13 protein-coding genes, 2 tRNA genes and 1 rRNA gene are annotated in these 14,330 nt (G+C 49.0%); 3 read left to right on the top strand and 13 right to left on the bottom strand.

The genetic code is table 11. From position 1 onward, the window contains the following. Nucleotides 1-102 (top strand): 5S ribosomal RNA (gene rrf, locus BTA51_RS25295); the annotation flags it as partial. A gap of 384 nt (nt 103-486) precedes the next feature. Here rrf and BTA51_RS25290 read toward each other — a convergent pair. From BTA51_RS25290 to BTA51_RS25230, 13 genes are all read right to left on the bottom strand, one after another. Then, entirely contained in the window at nt 487-1,131 is a 645-nt protein-coding gene (locus BTA51_RS25290; RefSeq protein ID WP_094711869.1) for an endonuclease, read from the bottom strand. 289 nt (nt 1,132-1,420) lie between these two features. Next, complete coding sequence (locus BTA51_RS25285; protein ID WP_094711868.1) at nt 1,421-1,681, bottom strand: hypothetical protein; 261 nt, start codon at nt 1,679-1,681, stop codon at nt 1,421-1,423. 67 nt (nt 1,682-1,748) lie between these two features. Further along, nucleotides 1,749-2,672, bottom strand: a complete 924-nt coding sequence (locus tag BTA51_RS25280; RefSeq protein ID WP_246841191.1) for an ABC transporter substrate-binding protein — start codon at nt 2,670-2,672, stop codon at nt 1,749-1,751. Between the two features lie 74 nt (nt 2,673-2,746). Next, entirely contained in the window at nt 2,747-3,550 is an 804-nt protein-coding gene (locus BTA51_RS25275; protein WP_094711866.1) for an ABC transporter substrate-binding protein, read from the bottom strand. Between the two features lie 565 nt (nt 3,551-4,115). Further along, nucleotides 4,116-4,192 (bottom strand) — tRNA-Met (locus BTA51_RS25270). Between the two features lie 76 nt (nt 4,193-4,268). Continuing rightward, nucleotides 4,269-5,360: a redox-regulated ATPase YchF gene (ychF, locus tag BTA51_RS25265; protein WP_094711865.1), complete on the bottom strand. Its 1,092-nt coding sequence runs from the start codon at nt 5,358-5,360 to the stop codon at nt 4,269-4,271. Nucleotides 5,361-5,521: 161 nt separating this feature from the next. Then, nucleotides 5,522-6,109 (bottom strand): aminoacyl-tRNA hydrolase, encoded by a 588-nt coding sequence (pth, locus tag BTA51_RS25260; RefSeq protein ID WP_094711864.1) that lies wholly within the window; start codon nt 6,107-6,109, stop codon nt 5,522-5,524. Between the two features lie 6 nt (nt 6,110-6,115). Next, nucleotides 6,116-6,748, bottom strand: coding sequence for a 50S ribosomal protein L25/general stress protein Ctc (locus BTA51_RS25255; RefSeq protein ID WP_094711863.1), 633 nt, complete (start codon nt 6,746-6,748; stop codon nt 6,116-6,118). A gap of 130 nt (nt 6,749-6,878) precedes the next feature. Beyond that, nucleotides 6,879-7,823 carry a ribose-phosphate pyrophosphokinase gene (locus tag BTA51_RS25250; protein WP_094711862.1) on the bottom strand — a complete coding sequence of 315 codons (945 nt, stop codon included), beginning with the start codon at nt 7,821-7,823 and terminating at the stop codon, nt 6,879-6,881. A 57-nt stretch (nt 7,824-7,880) separates the two neighbouring features. Next, a tRNA-Gln gene (locus BTA51_RS25245) sits at nt 7,881-7,955 on the bottom strand. Nucleotides 7,956-8,009: 54 nt separating this feature from the next. Continuing rightward, a complete protein-coding gene (gene ispE, locus BTA51_RS25240) occupies nt 8,010-8,891 on the bottom strand; it encodes a 4-(cytidine 5'-diphospho)-2-C-methyl-D-erythritol kinase (protein ID WP_094711861.1) in 882 nt (293 codons plus the stop codon). 142 nt (nt 8,892-9,033) lie between these two features. After that, nucleotides 9,034-9,675 (bottom strand): lipoprotein insertase outer membrane protein LolB, encoded by a 642-nt coding sequence (gene lolB, locus BTA51_RS25235; protein WP_094711860.1) that lies wholly within the window; start codon nt 9,673-9,675, stop codon nt 9,034-9,036. A 37-nt stretch (nt 9,676-9,712) separates the two neighbouring features. Next, nucleotides 9,713-11,524 carry a tetratricopeptide repeat protein gene (locus BTA51_RS25230; protein WP_246841190.1) on the bottom strand — a complete coding sequence of 604 codons (1,812 nt, stop codon included), beginning with the start codon at nt 11,522-11,524 and terminating at the stop codon, nt 9,713-9,715. Nucleotides 11,525-11,816: 292 nt separating this feature from the next. On the opposite strand from BTA51_RS25230, the gene hemA reads away from it, so the two are divergent. Together hemA and prfA are read left to right on the top strand one after the other, a co-directional pair. Next, a complete protein-coding gene (gene hemA, locus BTA51_RS25225; RefSeq protein WP_094711858.1) occupies nt 11,817-13,088 on the top strand; it encodes a glutamyl-tRNA reductase in 1,272 nt (423 codons plus the stop codon). Nucleotides 13,089-13,238: 150 nt separating this feature from the next. After that, nucleotides 13,239-14,321: a peptide chain release factor 1 gene (gene prfA / locus BTA51_RS25220; RefSeq protein WP_094711857.1), complete on the top strand. Its 1,083-nt coding sequence runs from the start codon at nt 13,239-13,241 to the stop codon at nt 14,319-14,321. The last annotated feature ends 9 nt before the right edge of the window (nt 14,322-14,330 follow it).

Below are 14,330 nucleotides of genomic sequence, written 5' to 3'. Positions count from 1 at the left end.
AGCGAGCTGGAACCACCTGATCCCTTTCCGAACTCAGAAGTGAAACAGTTCAGCGCCGATGGTAGTGTGGTTCGCCCATGTGAGAGTAGGTCGTCGTCAGGCTTCTAATTAAGAGCCCCATCCAGGTCACTGGGTGGGGTTTTTTATTGCCTGCCGGAAAGGGGGCTGTATCTCTGGGGCATCGTCCTGCATTACCCGTCTTCTGATACCTCAATTCCCGCACCTGCTGGCGATAACTTACCCCAGAAGAACGTGATCGATGAAGCTTCCGCAAAGATGGTTGGCCTCCGGGGTCTCCTGGGCGGCAGCTAGAACGCGCTCCAGATGCCCGTCATCGTCCGTAATGAGCCTTATAGAAAGTGAGTCTTCCCAGGTGATATCGCCAGCGGTGCTGCATAAAAGTCGATATTAAGCAGCCTGCATTGAAATGAAGGGGACTCTTTTCGTTCAGAATTGCATGAGTAGTTTTGATGGCAGATTATGGGATTAATGAAGCAGCTTGATGTCGTCAGCCGCCTCTGGATTGACGATAAACGGGTTGTCATTGCCCTGAATTTCCCTGATTTGATTATTGCGCTCAATCTCAGCTGGAGAAGGGGGGTCGATCCGATTCCAGCGCTTAAGCTGATTGAGATCGCCATACAGGGGTAAATCGTAAGTGACATGCATGTAGAGCAGGCTGCGGGCAATATCTCCCTTGACGTCGTCTGGAGGGTCAATAACGCCGAATACCCGTCTGATGTTGCACTCACTGATTGGTACTGAAGCATCCAGCTCTTCAAATTTCCCTGCGCGCCTTTCCAATTCAAAGCGAGCGTCTTCAGGATAGATGTTATGCAAATCGCTGGTCAGTTTTCGGTAAGTGGCATCATGTTCGCGACATTGTCGTGGTGTGCCGCACTCAAGGTTGTCACGCATCCAGAGTGTTGAATAGATGTAGCTCTCAGTAACAAGGATGCTTTTCTTGGAAAATTTCTTCTTGCAGATGAGGGTTTCACCGCCATTAGCGTATAGCTTACCCCAAAACTCATTTTTCAGGGTTTCTTTGGGATCATCGAGCTTTGTTTGGGCGATCGCAGCAGAACAGGTAAATGCTAAAAGGTAAGCAAGTACAGTACAGATTTCTTTCATGCGCGACTCACTATTCTTGTGCTTATTTGTGTCGTCTGGTCACCAAACTGAATTTTGAGCGCCGGTTATCGGTGCCTGCCGAAACGAGTCAGGCTTCGGCGTGACTAACAGTAAGGGGCTGGATCAATTGATCCTGCCCAATTAGTATAGTTTATAGACAGAGCGCTTAAGATAAAAGGATGTATCTGTCGGATGTATTTTTGTGTATATATGCATCCAATAGCTGGTCCGGCGTTCTGGAGTGGGAACTCTGCAGCAGTAAGCGCGTTATTTTTGCTGAATGGGCCTGTTAAAGACGTCGTTTGAAGTCCTCGTATTCTTTCTTTAGTTCTTCAGCAAATTTATGGGTCGCTTCTTTGATATTCTGTCCACTTTGCTCCGCTTCACGGGATACCTGTGAAATTTTTTCCCGGAACTGTTCGTATCGCTGTTCCAGCTCGTCCCAGTCATCTTTTAGGTCGGCTTTAGCAAGGTTGAGTTGTACTCTCAGTTCGTCCCTTTGTTGAGCGAGGTCTTCTTTGAGTTTTTGAAAATCGTCTTTGAGGCTCATGATTCTCTCCATTCCTGATTGGCGATAATTATTATCGCCAATGCTCTTTACGGAAGTTTGACAAGGGTCAATCTGCAGGCGGTTTCGATCCGACGTCCGATGGAAGGGATACTGTGCGGTGGTCCAGATAACGATCCTGAATTTTGGCAATTTGCCCACTTATACGGAGCCTGTGCATGGCGTCCCTTAGTGCTTGGACGGATGTCTCTGGGGTTTCTTTATTGAAGGCTACATAGAGGTCGTAGGATATCTCCTCCAGGTCAAGTACAGGCTGCAGTTCGGATAAGTTATGCCCTTCTTTGTTCAGCATGATGGGAAGGCTAAATTCATTAAAGGGGATCAGATCGATTCTACCGGCAAACAGCTTGCGTATATTCAGTTCATCTTTGGCGACCAAAAGGATATTCTTGCCGGCTTCAAAGCCTTGTTTTATCAAGTAGGCCTGTTTAATGTCTGAATACTCTCCTCCCACTATATAGTGCCTGGCGTCCTGAAGAGACTGAATTCTAATGTCGTCTCGGGATGCCAGTTTATAGAGTCTGATTCTATAAGGGGCTACTTTTGCCACCCATTGAAAAAGGTTTTCGCGCTCCGCTGATCTGGCAATGGAAAATATCAGCGTATTTTTTTCATGCACAGCGGTATGGTAAGCCCTCGACCAGGTAAAGACTTTTAAATCATAGTCGAGACCAGCTTTCTTCAGTGCTTGTTCAACAATTTCAGTGGCCATGCCGCCAGCGTTTCCGTTGCGTTCATAGGAATAAGGAGGGAAGTCGGTGGTGACGACATGGACCACCTCAGCCCAAGCCGAGACCGTATAGAATAAAGTTAAAAAGAGGAATATCGAACGAGTAGTAAGCAATATAAGACCATCCTTGCGACAGGGTGATAATTGATCATGCTGTAGAATTTGTGAACAAGTTAGATATTTCATCGGCGATGATGGGAATATCTTGAGCTGATGCGTAAGCGGTTTTTCAGTATTTAACAATTATTCAGCACGATTGCAGTTATCAATAGGTCGAGTACAGGTCTCCCAGGCTCCAGGTGAAGAAGCTGAACTGCTTAATTAAGGTATGGTTGAGTGACTTGGGACAATGCTCCACTGTCGGTCATCTGAGTAATCTCGTCATCCAGTACAACTCTCAGGTGCTCTGGAGTTAATTTGCTGTAGATAAACCACTGTGGGGTGGAGCGGAATTTTGTGGGCACCACTCGAAGAGGTAGCCCACTTCTTGGGACCAGATAGTTCAGGCCCAAGTCGTGATAATAGAAAAAGCGCACGTACTGGTTTTTGGCTAATACCTCCAGAGCATTATCGAGGCTATGGAAGTGATCATCGACAATGACATCTTTCTGCTGTTTTAGGTAAGCGGCGGAAGATGTTCCCAGTAAAGCACCAACCAAGGCTTTTGACGCAGCCAGTTCTTCAAAATTACCTGGATTAAAGGATTCATTCTTGTGCGCAGCGACGACATTGCTGACTGAGTACACCGGAAGAGCCGAATATACAAAAAGCTGTTCTCTTCTTGGATTTCTTCCTGCGCCGCAGTACGCGTCACTGGCGCCGGTTTCCAACATCATAAGAATACGGTTGATGGGAAGCTTTTCCTTAAAAATGACAACCTTGATTCCTTTTTCTTCTAGCCTTGATTTGAGGGCCATATAGATGTCCCCGCACAGGCCGCTAATGCGATTGTTCTGCACCAGATATTTTGGAGCTGAATCTTGCATGACAAACTTGAGCGTGTCGTCAGCGGATGCAGAGTGAGATATCAGGTAAAGCCAGATTGTCGTAATAAGGAGAATGATGAGGGAAGGTGATTTTTTGGATCTGATAAACGTGCGTTGATATTGGCGAGCGTGCATGCAACTTATCCAGCCGATTATTCTAAGTTAAGCTATAACAATTCTGATTAAGTGTAGAGCGAGAAAACTTAAAGCTGTTTTAAAGAAGAGAATGTTTCATTTTTTTATGAGGCTGTCTATTCAAAAAACTGGAATTTAAGGCGGGAATAGCGGAATAGGGTTCAGGATTGGGTGATTGGGCTTTTCGAGATTTGAGTGATAGCTAGACCAAGATGGCCGCGGGCGGATTCGGATGGGGCCGCCTAGGCGGGCAGGCTACCTGCGTCGACCCCAGCTAAAACATAAAGGGTCGGCCATAAAAAAGCCTGCTAAATTAGCAGGCTTTTCGAAATTTGAGTGGTAGCTAGGGGCGGGTTCGAACGGGCAGGCCACCTGCGTCGACCCCGGCTAAAATATAAAGGGTCGGCCATAAAAAAAGCCCGCTAAATTAGCAGGCTTTTCGAAATTTGAGTGGTAGCTAGGGGCGGATTCGAACGGGCAGGCCACCTGCGTCGACCCCGGCTAAAATATAAAGGGTCGGCCATAAAAAAAGCCCGCTAAATTAGCAGGCTTTTCGAAATTTGAGTGGTAGCTAGGGGCGGATTCGAACCGCCGACCCCAGCATTATGAGTGCTGTGCTCTAACCAACTGAGCTACCTAGCCACTGCAAATTGAGGCGCGTATTCTCAGGTTTTTTTGGGGGGATGTCAACCCTGGCAATAGCCTTTTATGCAATCGGTTACACGTTAAAGCGGAAGTGGATGACATCGCCATCCTGAACAATGTATTCCTTCCCTTCCAGGCGCCATTTTCCTGCTTCTTTGGCACCTTGTTCCCCTTTAAATTGAATGAAATCTTCATAACTGATCACTTCTGCACGGATAAAGCCGCGCTCGAAGTCTGTATGGATCACTCCGGCAGACTGAGGAGCGGTTGCTCCAACCTTGGTAGTCCAGGCGCGTACTTCTTTTACACCGGCCGTAAAGTAAGTCTGAAGGCCCAGGAGGCTGTATCCCGCGCGGATTACCCGGTCAAGTCCAGGTTCTTCCATGCCTAGATCAGCAAGAAATTCGGCTTTTTCGTCATCTTCAAGTTCAGCAATCTCTGATTCCAGTTTGTTGCAGATAGGAACAACGATGGCGCCTTCTGCTTCTGCAATCTTACTAACAATGTCCAGGTATGGATTGTTCTCGAAGCCATCTTCAGACACGTTAGCGATGTACATGGTTGGTTTAAGGGTTAATAGACATAGTTCGCGAATGGCTAGAAGTTCTTCCTTGGGAAGGTTCAAAGATCTTACCGGTTTGGCCTCATTGAGGTGCGGAAGAACTTTTTCCATAACGGCCAGCTGAAATTTTGCGTCTTTGTCTCCGCCTTTGGCATTGCGGCCGACCCGCTTGATCGCTTTCTCCACTGTATCAAGGTCCGCCAGGGCAAGTTCTGTATTAATAACTTCGATATCGGCAGCAGGGTCAATCTGATTGGCTACATGGATGACATTGTCATCCTGAAAGCATCTCACTACATGGGCAATTGCATCAGTCTGACGAATATTGCCAAGAAACTGGTTACCCAGCCCTTCTCCTTTGGAGGCGCCGGCGACCAGACCTGCGATATCCACAAACTCCATGGTAGTAGGGATGACTCTTTCAGGTTTTACAATCTCGGCCAGAGCATTGAGTCGAGGATCGGGCATGGGAACGACGCCAGAGTTGGGTTCGATGGTACAGAAAGGGAAGTTCTCAGCATCGATACCGGCTTTGGTCAGTGCATTGAACAGGGTGGACTTCCCTACGTTAGGTAGGCCAACAATGCCGCAATTAAATCCCATGGTGTGTCCTCAAATGTGGTTCGAATCGTGTTGCATCGGAGTCTGCTGACTCCTGGAAAATTGGGCGAGAATTATACGTGGTTAGACCCGTTAGGACCATGCCTGAAAGCTGCCTGTCGCCAGACATAAAGGAAAAAAGAAGTGATGCTTCGCCTGTGAGGCTATTTTTCGGTCCGATGTAGATGGTTCATCGCAGTAGACCAGTCGCCAGACATGATATTGCCAAGGTAACCATCAAGATCGCGAAAGGAGTCTTCCAGTAGATTCATATCGTCTGATCCGAGGCGCCCGAGCACATAATTAACTACTTTCGATTTATCACCTGGGTGACCGATTCCAAAGCGCAAGCGGGGAAAGTCTCGATTACCGCCGTACACCCGAATGATGTCCTTGATGCCGTTGTGGCCACCATGGCCTCCACCCATTTTCAGGCGAAGAGTTCCAGGATTCAGGTCAAGCTCATCGTAAGCGACAAGAATATTTTCCGGATCAATTTTGAAAAACTGGCTCAAGGCAATCACTGCCTGGCCACTGCGATTCATGAATGTGGAAGGGAATAATAAATGTAGATCGCCTTTGGGTAAGGGAAGTTTGGTATACCAGCCGTGGAAGCGTTTTTCCTGGCGTAGCGGCTGACCATACTTTTCCGCCAGATATTGAACCCAGAGAGCTCCGGCATTATGGCGGGTCAAGGCGTAGTCGGGGCCGGGATTACCCAGCCCCACGATAGCTCGAACAGGTGTCGACATGACGCCTTATTCTTCGCCACCTTCAGACTCTTCCTCAGATTCATCTGATTTGGAGCCTTTTGCTTTGTGTACAGCTACTACTGGCAGGTCGTGGTCAGCACCTTTGTTCAATTCAGCCAGTTCGACACCTTTTGGCAGTTTCAGGTCTGACAGGTGAACGATCTGGTCGATCGCAACGTCAGTCATGTCAACTTCCAGGAATTCTGGCAGATTAGCGGGCAGACATACAACTTCAACTTCTGACAGCTGGTGAGAAATCAAACCACCGCCCTGACGTACGCCGGCGCACTTGTCTTCGTTAGTGAAGTGCAGAGGCACATGCACGTGCAGCTTCTGGTCTTTGCTTACGCGCTGGAAGTCAGCATGAAGAATCACAGGCTTGTATGGGTGACGCTGCAGGTCTTTCAGGATAACGGATTCATCTGCACCATCCAGTTTCAGAGTCAGGATGTGAGAATAGAAAGCTTCGTTTTCGAGAGCGTGAGCCAAGTCTTTGTGCATTACGGAAATAGCAGCAGGTTCAGCCTGGCCGCCATAAATGATTGCAGGCACTTTGCCTTCTACACGACGGAGGCGGCGGCTCGCACCTTTCCCCTCTGCGTCACGCTTCTCGGCGACCAAAGTAAAATCAGTAGTCATTTTCAATTTCCTCAGTTTAAAGCTAATCGAACCCGCGACCAGATCCGACAGCAATTATCCGATTTTCATCGGGTTTAAAATGATAAAGCTTCCATACGGAAGCCTTATCGGAAAGCATTTATGCTCTTTCTCAGCTGAACATTGCACTGATGGATTCTTCGTTGCAAACACGACGAATCGATTCTGCCAGCAAGCCTGCCAAAGAAAGCTGGCGAATTTTAGCACAATTCTTCGCATTGTCACTCAAAGGAATGGTGTCGGTGACAACTAATTCATCCATTTCAGAGCCGTTGATGTTATCAATAGCCGGGCCTGAAAGTACTGGATGGGTAATGTAAGCGATAACCTTGCTCGCTCCATGCTCCTTCAGCGCTGCAGCGGCCTTGCATAGTGTGCCGGCAGTGTCCACGATGTCGTCAACCAGAATGCACACTTTATCCTGCACGTCACCGATAATATGCATGACCTGGGCGACATTGGCCTGCGGGCGGCGCTTATCGATGATGGCCAAGTCCGCATCGTCCAGTCTCTTGGCGAATGCGCGGGCACGTACAACGCCGCCAACATCAGGAGAGACCACAACGAAATTTTCGAAGTTCTTGCGCTCGATATCATCCAGCATTACGGTTGTCGCATAGGCGTTGTCCACAGGAATATGGAAAAAGCCCTGGATCTGATCGGCATGCAGGTCCACTGTCAGAACCCGATTAATACCAACAACGGTAAGAATGTCAGCAACGACTTTAGCGCTAATTGGTACCCGCGAAGATCGTGGACGACGGTCTTGTCTGGCGTATCCGAAATAGGGGATAACCGCGGTAATGCGTCCGGCTGAAGCTCGGCGCAGGGCGTCTGCCATAACAACCAGTTCCATCAGGTTGTCGTTAGTAGGCTGGCAGGTCGGCTGGATAATAAAGACGTCCCGTCCACGAACGTTTTCATTGATCTCCACGTTAACCTCGCCGTCGCTAAAGCGGCTGACGGTGGCATCACCCAGTGGAATATGAAGAGTATCGGCAACTTTCTGTGCGAGTTCGGGATTGGCCCGACCGCTGAAAACCATCAGTTTAGACACGGCACATACCTTCTTATGGTTCGGAACGGATAGCTATTATGGATTTTGAGAAGAGATTGGCTGGGGTGGCAGGATTCGAACCTGCGCATGACGGGATCAAAACCCGTTGCCTTACCGCTTGGCGACACCCCAGTAACATATTTATGCTGGTAACTTCTTAGCGTGGTTACCGCTGCCGAAAGATTTTTACAACCTTTCAAAGGCAGGTGATTTGTTAATACCCTTGGCGACAAAGCCTTGATAATTTGTCGGCAGTTGGGAGAGTACATTATCCGCTCGCTGTTTGTCGGAGAAGCTTGCAAAAATGCAGGCACCTGTACCGGTTAATTTAGCTGGCGAAAACTGACTTAGCCAATCAATCGCCTGGCGGATCTCAGGGTAAAGCTGACATACGATTGACTGACAGTCATTCGACATCAGATCGCAGTAATTTGCGATGTTTCTGAGATCTCCCTCAAGAGCGGGCGCTATTTTGCTTTTTGGTGTGTCTCTTGTCAACTGTTTATGAGAAAAAACATTTGCTGTTGAAACATGTACTCCCGGGTGAAGGACCAGATACCATATTTCAGGTAGCTCAACGGGCGTTAAATGCTCTCCTACGCCTTCGGCATAGGCGCTGTTTCCATGGACAAACACCGGAACATCAGCGCCCAGTTGTAAGCCTGTAGTCGCAAGTTGATCGAGAGAGTAGTTGAGTTTCCAGAGATGATTGAGGGCAATAAGCGTCGTTGCGGCATTAGAGCTCCCGCCACCAAGCCCTCCGCCCATCGGCAGTTTTTTACCTATGAAGATCTCTATGCCTGGCTTGCTGAAGGTCTTGCCATCTGCTTCAGCCTGTTCTCTTAATTTTGTCGCTGCTTTATATATGAGGTTGTCTTCCAATGACACGCCTTTAACTTCAGGCGTGATCGATATGTCACTGCTATCTGTGAGGTTAAATGTCAGAAGATCGCCATAATCCAAAAGCTGAAAAAGCGTTTGCAGCTCATGGTATCCATCAGGTCTTCTAAAATTAATGTGTAGAAAAAGATTGAGTTTGGCCGGAGACAGCAACGTTATCTGAGACATGGTTGTTCTTGGGGGCTGATCATATTAATAGAGGGAGTAAGTATACCGGTGCCCGTTGTTCATTCCACAAGAGATTCAATCCACAAAAGAATTCAATCCTTAACAGATTGCTGCAAAGCGCTCTTGTTATCGAGTGCTCTTGCTATATTGCTGTCCATTGAGTGACGACAACCTTTAGACGGATATCCCCTTTTGTCAGGGTGATTTTATGGGGAAGCAGAAGTGCACCGAAGGGAAGAAAGCGGTCAAATTCAATTTGCCAGTCTGATTGGCTCAGAATATAAGGCTGTCCCTGTGAGTCGAACTGCATTTCTGCCGGATGTTCTGGGGAAGGAATGCCTTTGATCCAATAGGCAAGAGATTGCAGTGGCAAGCTCCAGCCGAGCGTTTCCTGTAATAGTTGTTCAGGGGAGTCTGAATAAAGAGGAGCCTCATCGGGTTGTAGCAAGCCGATGTAGTTCGGATTCCCTTCGATCTGAGTTGCCCCCAGGCCGAGCAGGGCAGAGGATACGTGGATATTGAACTGGGACTCTATTTGGGTCCATTGATTGATGACAAGACTGTCGCTACGGTCGCCTTGCCTGACGGCTAGTTTTCCCTGCAGATTCCAGTGGTTGAAATCCGTCAGTTGCTGCCTGCGTTCCTGCCAATCTGCTGGCGTCTGGCTGCTGGTCTGGCGTTTGGGAGTGGTTTCACACCCGGTCAGCCAGAATGAAAATACGATTAAAGCCAGAAATACCAAAGGGTTCCCTTTGGTTTGGGATGCCAGATTATTTGCGAACATGAATACCAGGGCGCTTAAATATTAATTTTCCGAACGGCTAAAGCTCAATGTTAAGACGGTCTAGTGTAGCATTTAGCAGTGGGTGGTCGGGCTGTGCCTCCTTGGCTTCACGCCAGATCAGCTTGGCATCTTCGTGGCGATCCAGGGTCCAGAGTACTTCTCCCAGATGGGCTGCCACTTCAGGATCCGGAAAGCGGGAATAGGCTTTTTGCAAATAATCCAATGCTTCCTCGGGATTGCCCAGGCGGAATTGAACCCAGCCCATACTGTCGAGGATCGCGGGATTCTCCGGGTCAAGCTGAAGGGCCTTGGATATGAGTTCAAAGGCTTCGAGATGACGATCGGTTTTGTCCGCCAGAGTGTAGCCCAGAGCATTAAGCGCCACAGAGTTCTCCGGATCTTCTGAGAGAATGTAGCGTAGATCCTCTTCCATACCTGGCAGCATGTTCTGGTTATCCCGGATCATGGCCCTGGCATAGCGCAGCTGTACGTCTTCGGGATACTCCTCCAGCGCTAGATCCGCCAGCTCAAGCGCCCTGGCGAAATTCTTCAATTCCACCATCAGATTGATTTCCAGCTCCCAGATTTGGTTGGCCTGTGCCGACATATTCTGTCTGGCGCCACTAAAGGCAACGGCAGCTTCATCAGGGCGTCCGGACTGGATCAAAAGAAATGCAGAGCGTGCCAGGGCATTAAAATAATGGCCGCCTCTTGTCACCTGCTGGTAATGGCCGATGGCCTCGTCTGTATGTTCCTCTTGGTCAGCGATGCGTCCAAGATAAAAGTGCGCTTCGTTGAGGTGCTGCCCTTCGCTGATTAACTGTTCAAGCTGTTGTTTTGCTAACTCAAGCTTGTTGTTTTCCAGCGCCACAAGACCATAGGACAGTCGTAGGTGAGGTGCATCAGGAAAACGCTCCATCAGATCTTTATATATGATCTCGGCCTTTTCAAAATCCTTGGCCTCGATGAGGGTCCGGGCGTAGAGGGTACCCAGCTGCATTTCATCTGGCAGGCGTTTGGTTTCTTTCTTTAAATAGGCCAGGGCGGCATCTATTCCTTCAACTTCCTTCAGTAAGCGGGAGCGTAAGGAAATGACGGCAGGATTTTCAGCTTCCTGCTCAAGCAGCCGGTTCGTGGAAGCCAGAGCTTCTTCATACTGTCCGTTGAGCTCTTGTAGAACGGCATAGCCGTATAGGAGTTCTCCATTGTCGGGATGACGTTCCAGAATAATAAAGTAGAGCCTGAGCAGTTCGGCTTTGTCTTCATCCCCCAGATTTTTGGCATGTAGAGCTAACCGGTCAAATGTGGTGGGGCCTTCCAGGTCCAGCACTTTTTCCATATGGAATAGTGCGTTTTCAAAGTCTTTTTTCTTGATGAGCTGGAATGCTGCCAACTGATGAGCATCGACATTTTCCGGCTCTTCTTCGGTCCAGAGCTGGGTCAATTCGGTCAACGCTTCTTCATTTTTGGCGTACTGCGCGGCATTTATAGCTCTCTTGATGACGCCGGTATCCCGGGTTCTGAAAGCGGTCGCCACATAGTTATCTACCAGCGTATCTAGTGCACCCCTTTGTCCTGAAAGTTCGGCAACCAGCAGGTCATAAAGAACATCTTTGCTGAACTGGCTGGGGTGTGGAGATATTTCGTCAGGCGATGGGCCAAATTCATCCTCTGTCATCTGGTTGATGACGGGAATCTGACGTTGTGTTATCGGGTCGAGCATCTGAGCGTTTTTATCATGACCCGCCGAAAGTGTACTGCAGCCGCTTTGGAGTAATACGCCGATACTCAACGCGCTCCCAAGCAACAGGGAAGGAGAAAGTCTAAAGCTCATAAATAGTTGTGTCACAGCCCAAAGATCCTGAATTTGAAAAAAACTACCACAGTCCATCCGGTTAGCATAGCCAAACCGTTCAGCTTTGCATTACGGACACGTAACGCAGGTAGACGTTTTATGCCTGGATCAACCCGATTCAGGTCAAGTTTTCGTTGATCTATACTGGATTAAAGTTGTGTGAAAAAAATACCCGGGTAAAATGGTCGGCATCTTAAAGAGGTATCTGGCTGTTGTTCGATGGTGGCTGTAAGATGCCCGAAACTGTGAATGCATTCTCTGATATTGTCGGGGCCAGATATACCGAATGTCCTTGTTTGTGCTGGGAATAAATCATAAAACCGCTCCCGTGGCGATACGGGAGAAGGTTGCCTTTGGCCCTGAGCAGCTTCAGGAAGCCCTTCCTTTGGCCGCTGCTCGTCCCGGAGTGGAGGAGTTGGCCGTTGTATCCACTTGCAATCGGACCGAGATATACAGCTCCCTGGGAAGTGCCGGCGTAGACTGCCTGCTCGAATGGTTGAGTGAATACCATCGAGTCAGCCTGTCTGATCTTAAACGTTGTGTCTATGTACACGAAGACGAAGAAGCTGCCAGGCATATGATGCGGGTGGCCAGTGGCCTGGATTCTCTGGTATTGGGCGAGCCTCAGATCCTGGGGCAGTTAAAAGACGCACATGCCACAGCCCGCAATCTTGGGACCCTTGGCGGTCCGTTGGACAGACTCTTTCAGCATACTTTTTCTGTTGCCAAGCGGGTCCGCACTGAGACGGCTATTGGAGAGAATCCCGTATCCGTGGCATTTGCTGCCGTTAGTATGGCGTCGCATATTTTTGCTGATATGTCTTCCAATACCGCTTTGCTGATCGGCGCAGGGGAAACCATTGAGTTGGTGGCCCGACATCTGCACCAGGCGGGGGTTAAATCGATTATCGTGGCGAACCGCACATTATCAAGAGCCCGGGATGTGGCGGACATGTTCCATGGCAGTGCCATCGGTCTATCTGATATACCCACCTATCTGGAGCGGGCGGATATCGTGATCGCTTCAACAGCCAGCCCTTTGCCGATTCTTGGAAAAGGTGCTGTTGAAAGAGCGTTGAAAAAACGTAAGCATCGTCCGATGTTTATGCTGGATATTGCAGTTCCCCGTGACATCGAGCAGGAAGTAGATGAATTGGCAGATGTCTATCTATATACCGTTGACGACCTGCGTCAGGTTATCGACGACAACATGAAATCCCGTGAAGGGGCTGCGGAAGAGGCTGAGCATCTGATTGCAGCAGGCGCTGCGGATTTCATGTATCATCTGCGGGCTCTGGATTCCGTATCAATATTGAAAACGTTTCGGGATCAGGCCGAAGGGCTGCGTGATGTAGAGTTGACCAAAGCTCTGAAGCGTCTGGAAAAAGGCGATGACCCGGAAGCGGTACTGAGACTTCTGGCTCATGGTTTGACCAATAAGCTGATTCATCACCCTACCGTGCAGGTGCGACGTGCTTCTGCCGAAGGGCGTCTTGAGGTAACAGGCTGGTTGAGAGACCTGTTTCAGTTGCCGGACGATAAGGTAAGGCAGGATTAGCTGGCATCCTCGTCATCTGTCTTCTAACTTCCTTCATATCTCCATCGATGGTTTAAGTTGACCTCCCTTGATAGCGGATATTCCGGGTAAGCGGAGTCTTCTGATTTGGTCGACGACACTTAGAAATTTTATTTGAGTGGTTATACATATATGAAAGATTCAATCCGGTTGAAGCTTGAACAACTGCAGGACCGCTATGAAGAGGTCAGTGCATTGTTGTCGGATGCCGATGTGATTGCTGATCAGAACAAGTTCAGAACCTTGTCTAAGGAATATGCTGAACTGGAGCCGGTGGTGAAGTGCTTTGAAAGCTATCGCAGTTGCCAGGACTCCATTGAAGAAGCGAAGCTTCTGTTGAAGGACTCTGATCCTGATATGAGAGAAATGGCGAAGGAGGAACTTACTGAGGCTGAGCCTCGGTTGGAAGCTCTGGAGCAGGAACTGCAGATTTTGCTGCTGCCACGGGATCCCATGGACAGTGCCAACATCTATTTGGAAGTGCGGGCTGGAACCGGCGGTGATGAAGCTGCCATTTTTGCCGGTGATTTGTTCAGAATGTATTCCCGTTATGCGGAAGCCAGAAAGTGGAAAGTTGAAATTGTCAGCGAAAACCCTGGTGAGCATGGTGGCTATAAGGAAATTATCAGCCGGGTAACCGGAGAAAATGTCTACGGTACGCTCAAGTTTGAGTCTGGCGCTCATCGTGTGCAACGGGTGCCGGAAACGGAATCCCAAGGCCGTATCCATACCTCTGCCTGTACGGTGGCTATTCTGCCGGAAGGGGAGCAGGTGGAAGAGGTGGAGGTCAATCCCGCTGATCTGAGGGTGGATACCTACCGGGCATCAGGAGCTGGTGGTCAGCACGTTAACAAAACGGATTCTGCGATACGTCTGACTCACTTACCTTCCGGTATTGTGGTGGAGTGTCAGGACGAACGGTCCCAGCATAAGAACCGTGCCAAGGCGATGTCTTTATTGAAGGCCAAACTCTTTAGCCAGGCCCAGGAAAAGCAAGCCCAGGAACAGGCTCAAGCCCGTAAATCCCTGGTAGGAAGTGGTGATCGTTCTGAGCGGATACGTACCTACAATTATCCTCAGGGACGTATTACTGATCATCGTATCAACCTGACGCTGTATAAATTGGAAGAAGTTGTGCAGGGCGATCTGGATCCTGTGATTGGGCCTCTGTTGCAGGAATATCAGGCCGAAATGCTGGCCTCACTGAGCGACTGATCCGCGTTA

The organism is Hahella sp. CCB-MM4, assembly GCF_002260525.1.
Taxonomy (GTDB): domain Bacteria; phylum Pseudomonadota; class Gammaproteobacteria; order Pseudomonadales; family Oleiphilaceae; genus Hahella.
Note: the sequence above shows the minus strand (reverse complement) of the source record. Positions and strands in the feature narration are given on the sequence as shown.

Coding starts and splice junctions, on each gene's coding strand:
- BTA51_RS25290 (WP_094711869.1), bottom strand. CDS start 1,131: ATGAAAGAAATCTGTACTGTACTTGCTTACCTTTTAGCATTTACCTGT.
- BTA51_RS25285 (WP_094711868.1), bottom strand. CDS start 1,681: ATGAGCCTCAAAGACGATTTTCAAAAACTCAAAGAAGACCTCGCTCAA.
- BTA51_RS25275 (WP_094711866.1), bottom strand. CDS start 3,550: ATGCACGCTCGCCAATATCAACGCACGTTTATCAGATCCAAAAAATCA.
- ychF (WP_094711865.1), bottom strand. CDS start 5,360: ATGGGATTTAATTGCGGCATTGTTGGCCTACCTAACGTAGGGAAGTCC.
- pth (WP_094711864.1), bottom strand. CDS start 6,109: ATGTCGACACCTGTTCGAGCTATCGTGGGGCTGGGTAATCCCGGCCCC.
- BTA51_RS25255 (WP_094711863.1), bottom strand. CDS start 6,748: ATGACTACTGATTTTACTTTGGTCGCCGAGAAGCGTGACGCAGAGGGG.
- ispE (WP_094711861.1), bottom strand. CDS start 8,891: ATGTCTCAGATAACGTTGCTGTCTCCGGCCAAACTCAATCTTTTTCTA.
- lolB (WP_094711860.1), bottom strand. CDS start 9,675: ATGTTCGCAAATAATCTGGCATCCCAAACCAAAGGGAACCCTTTGGTA.
- hemA (WP_094711858.1), top strand. CDS start 11,817: ATGTCCTTGTTTGTGCTGGGAATAAATCATAAAACCGCTCCCGTGGCG.
- prfA (WP_094711857.1), top strand. CDS start 13,239: ATGAAAGATTCAATCCGGTTGAAGCTTGAACAACTGCAGGACCGCTAT.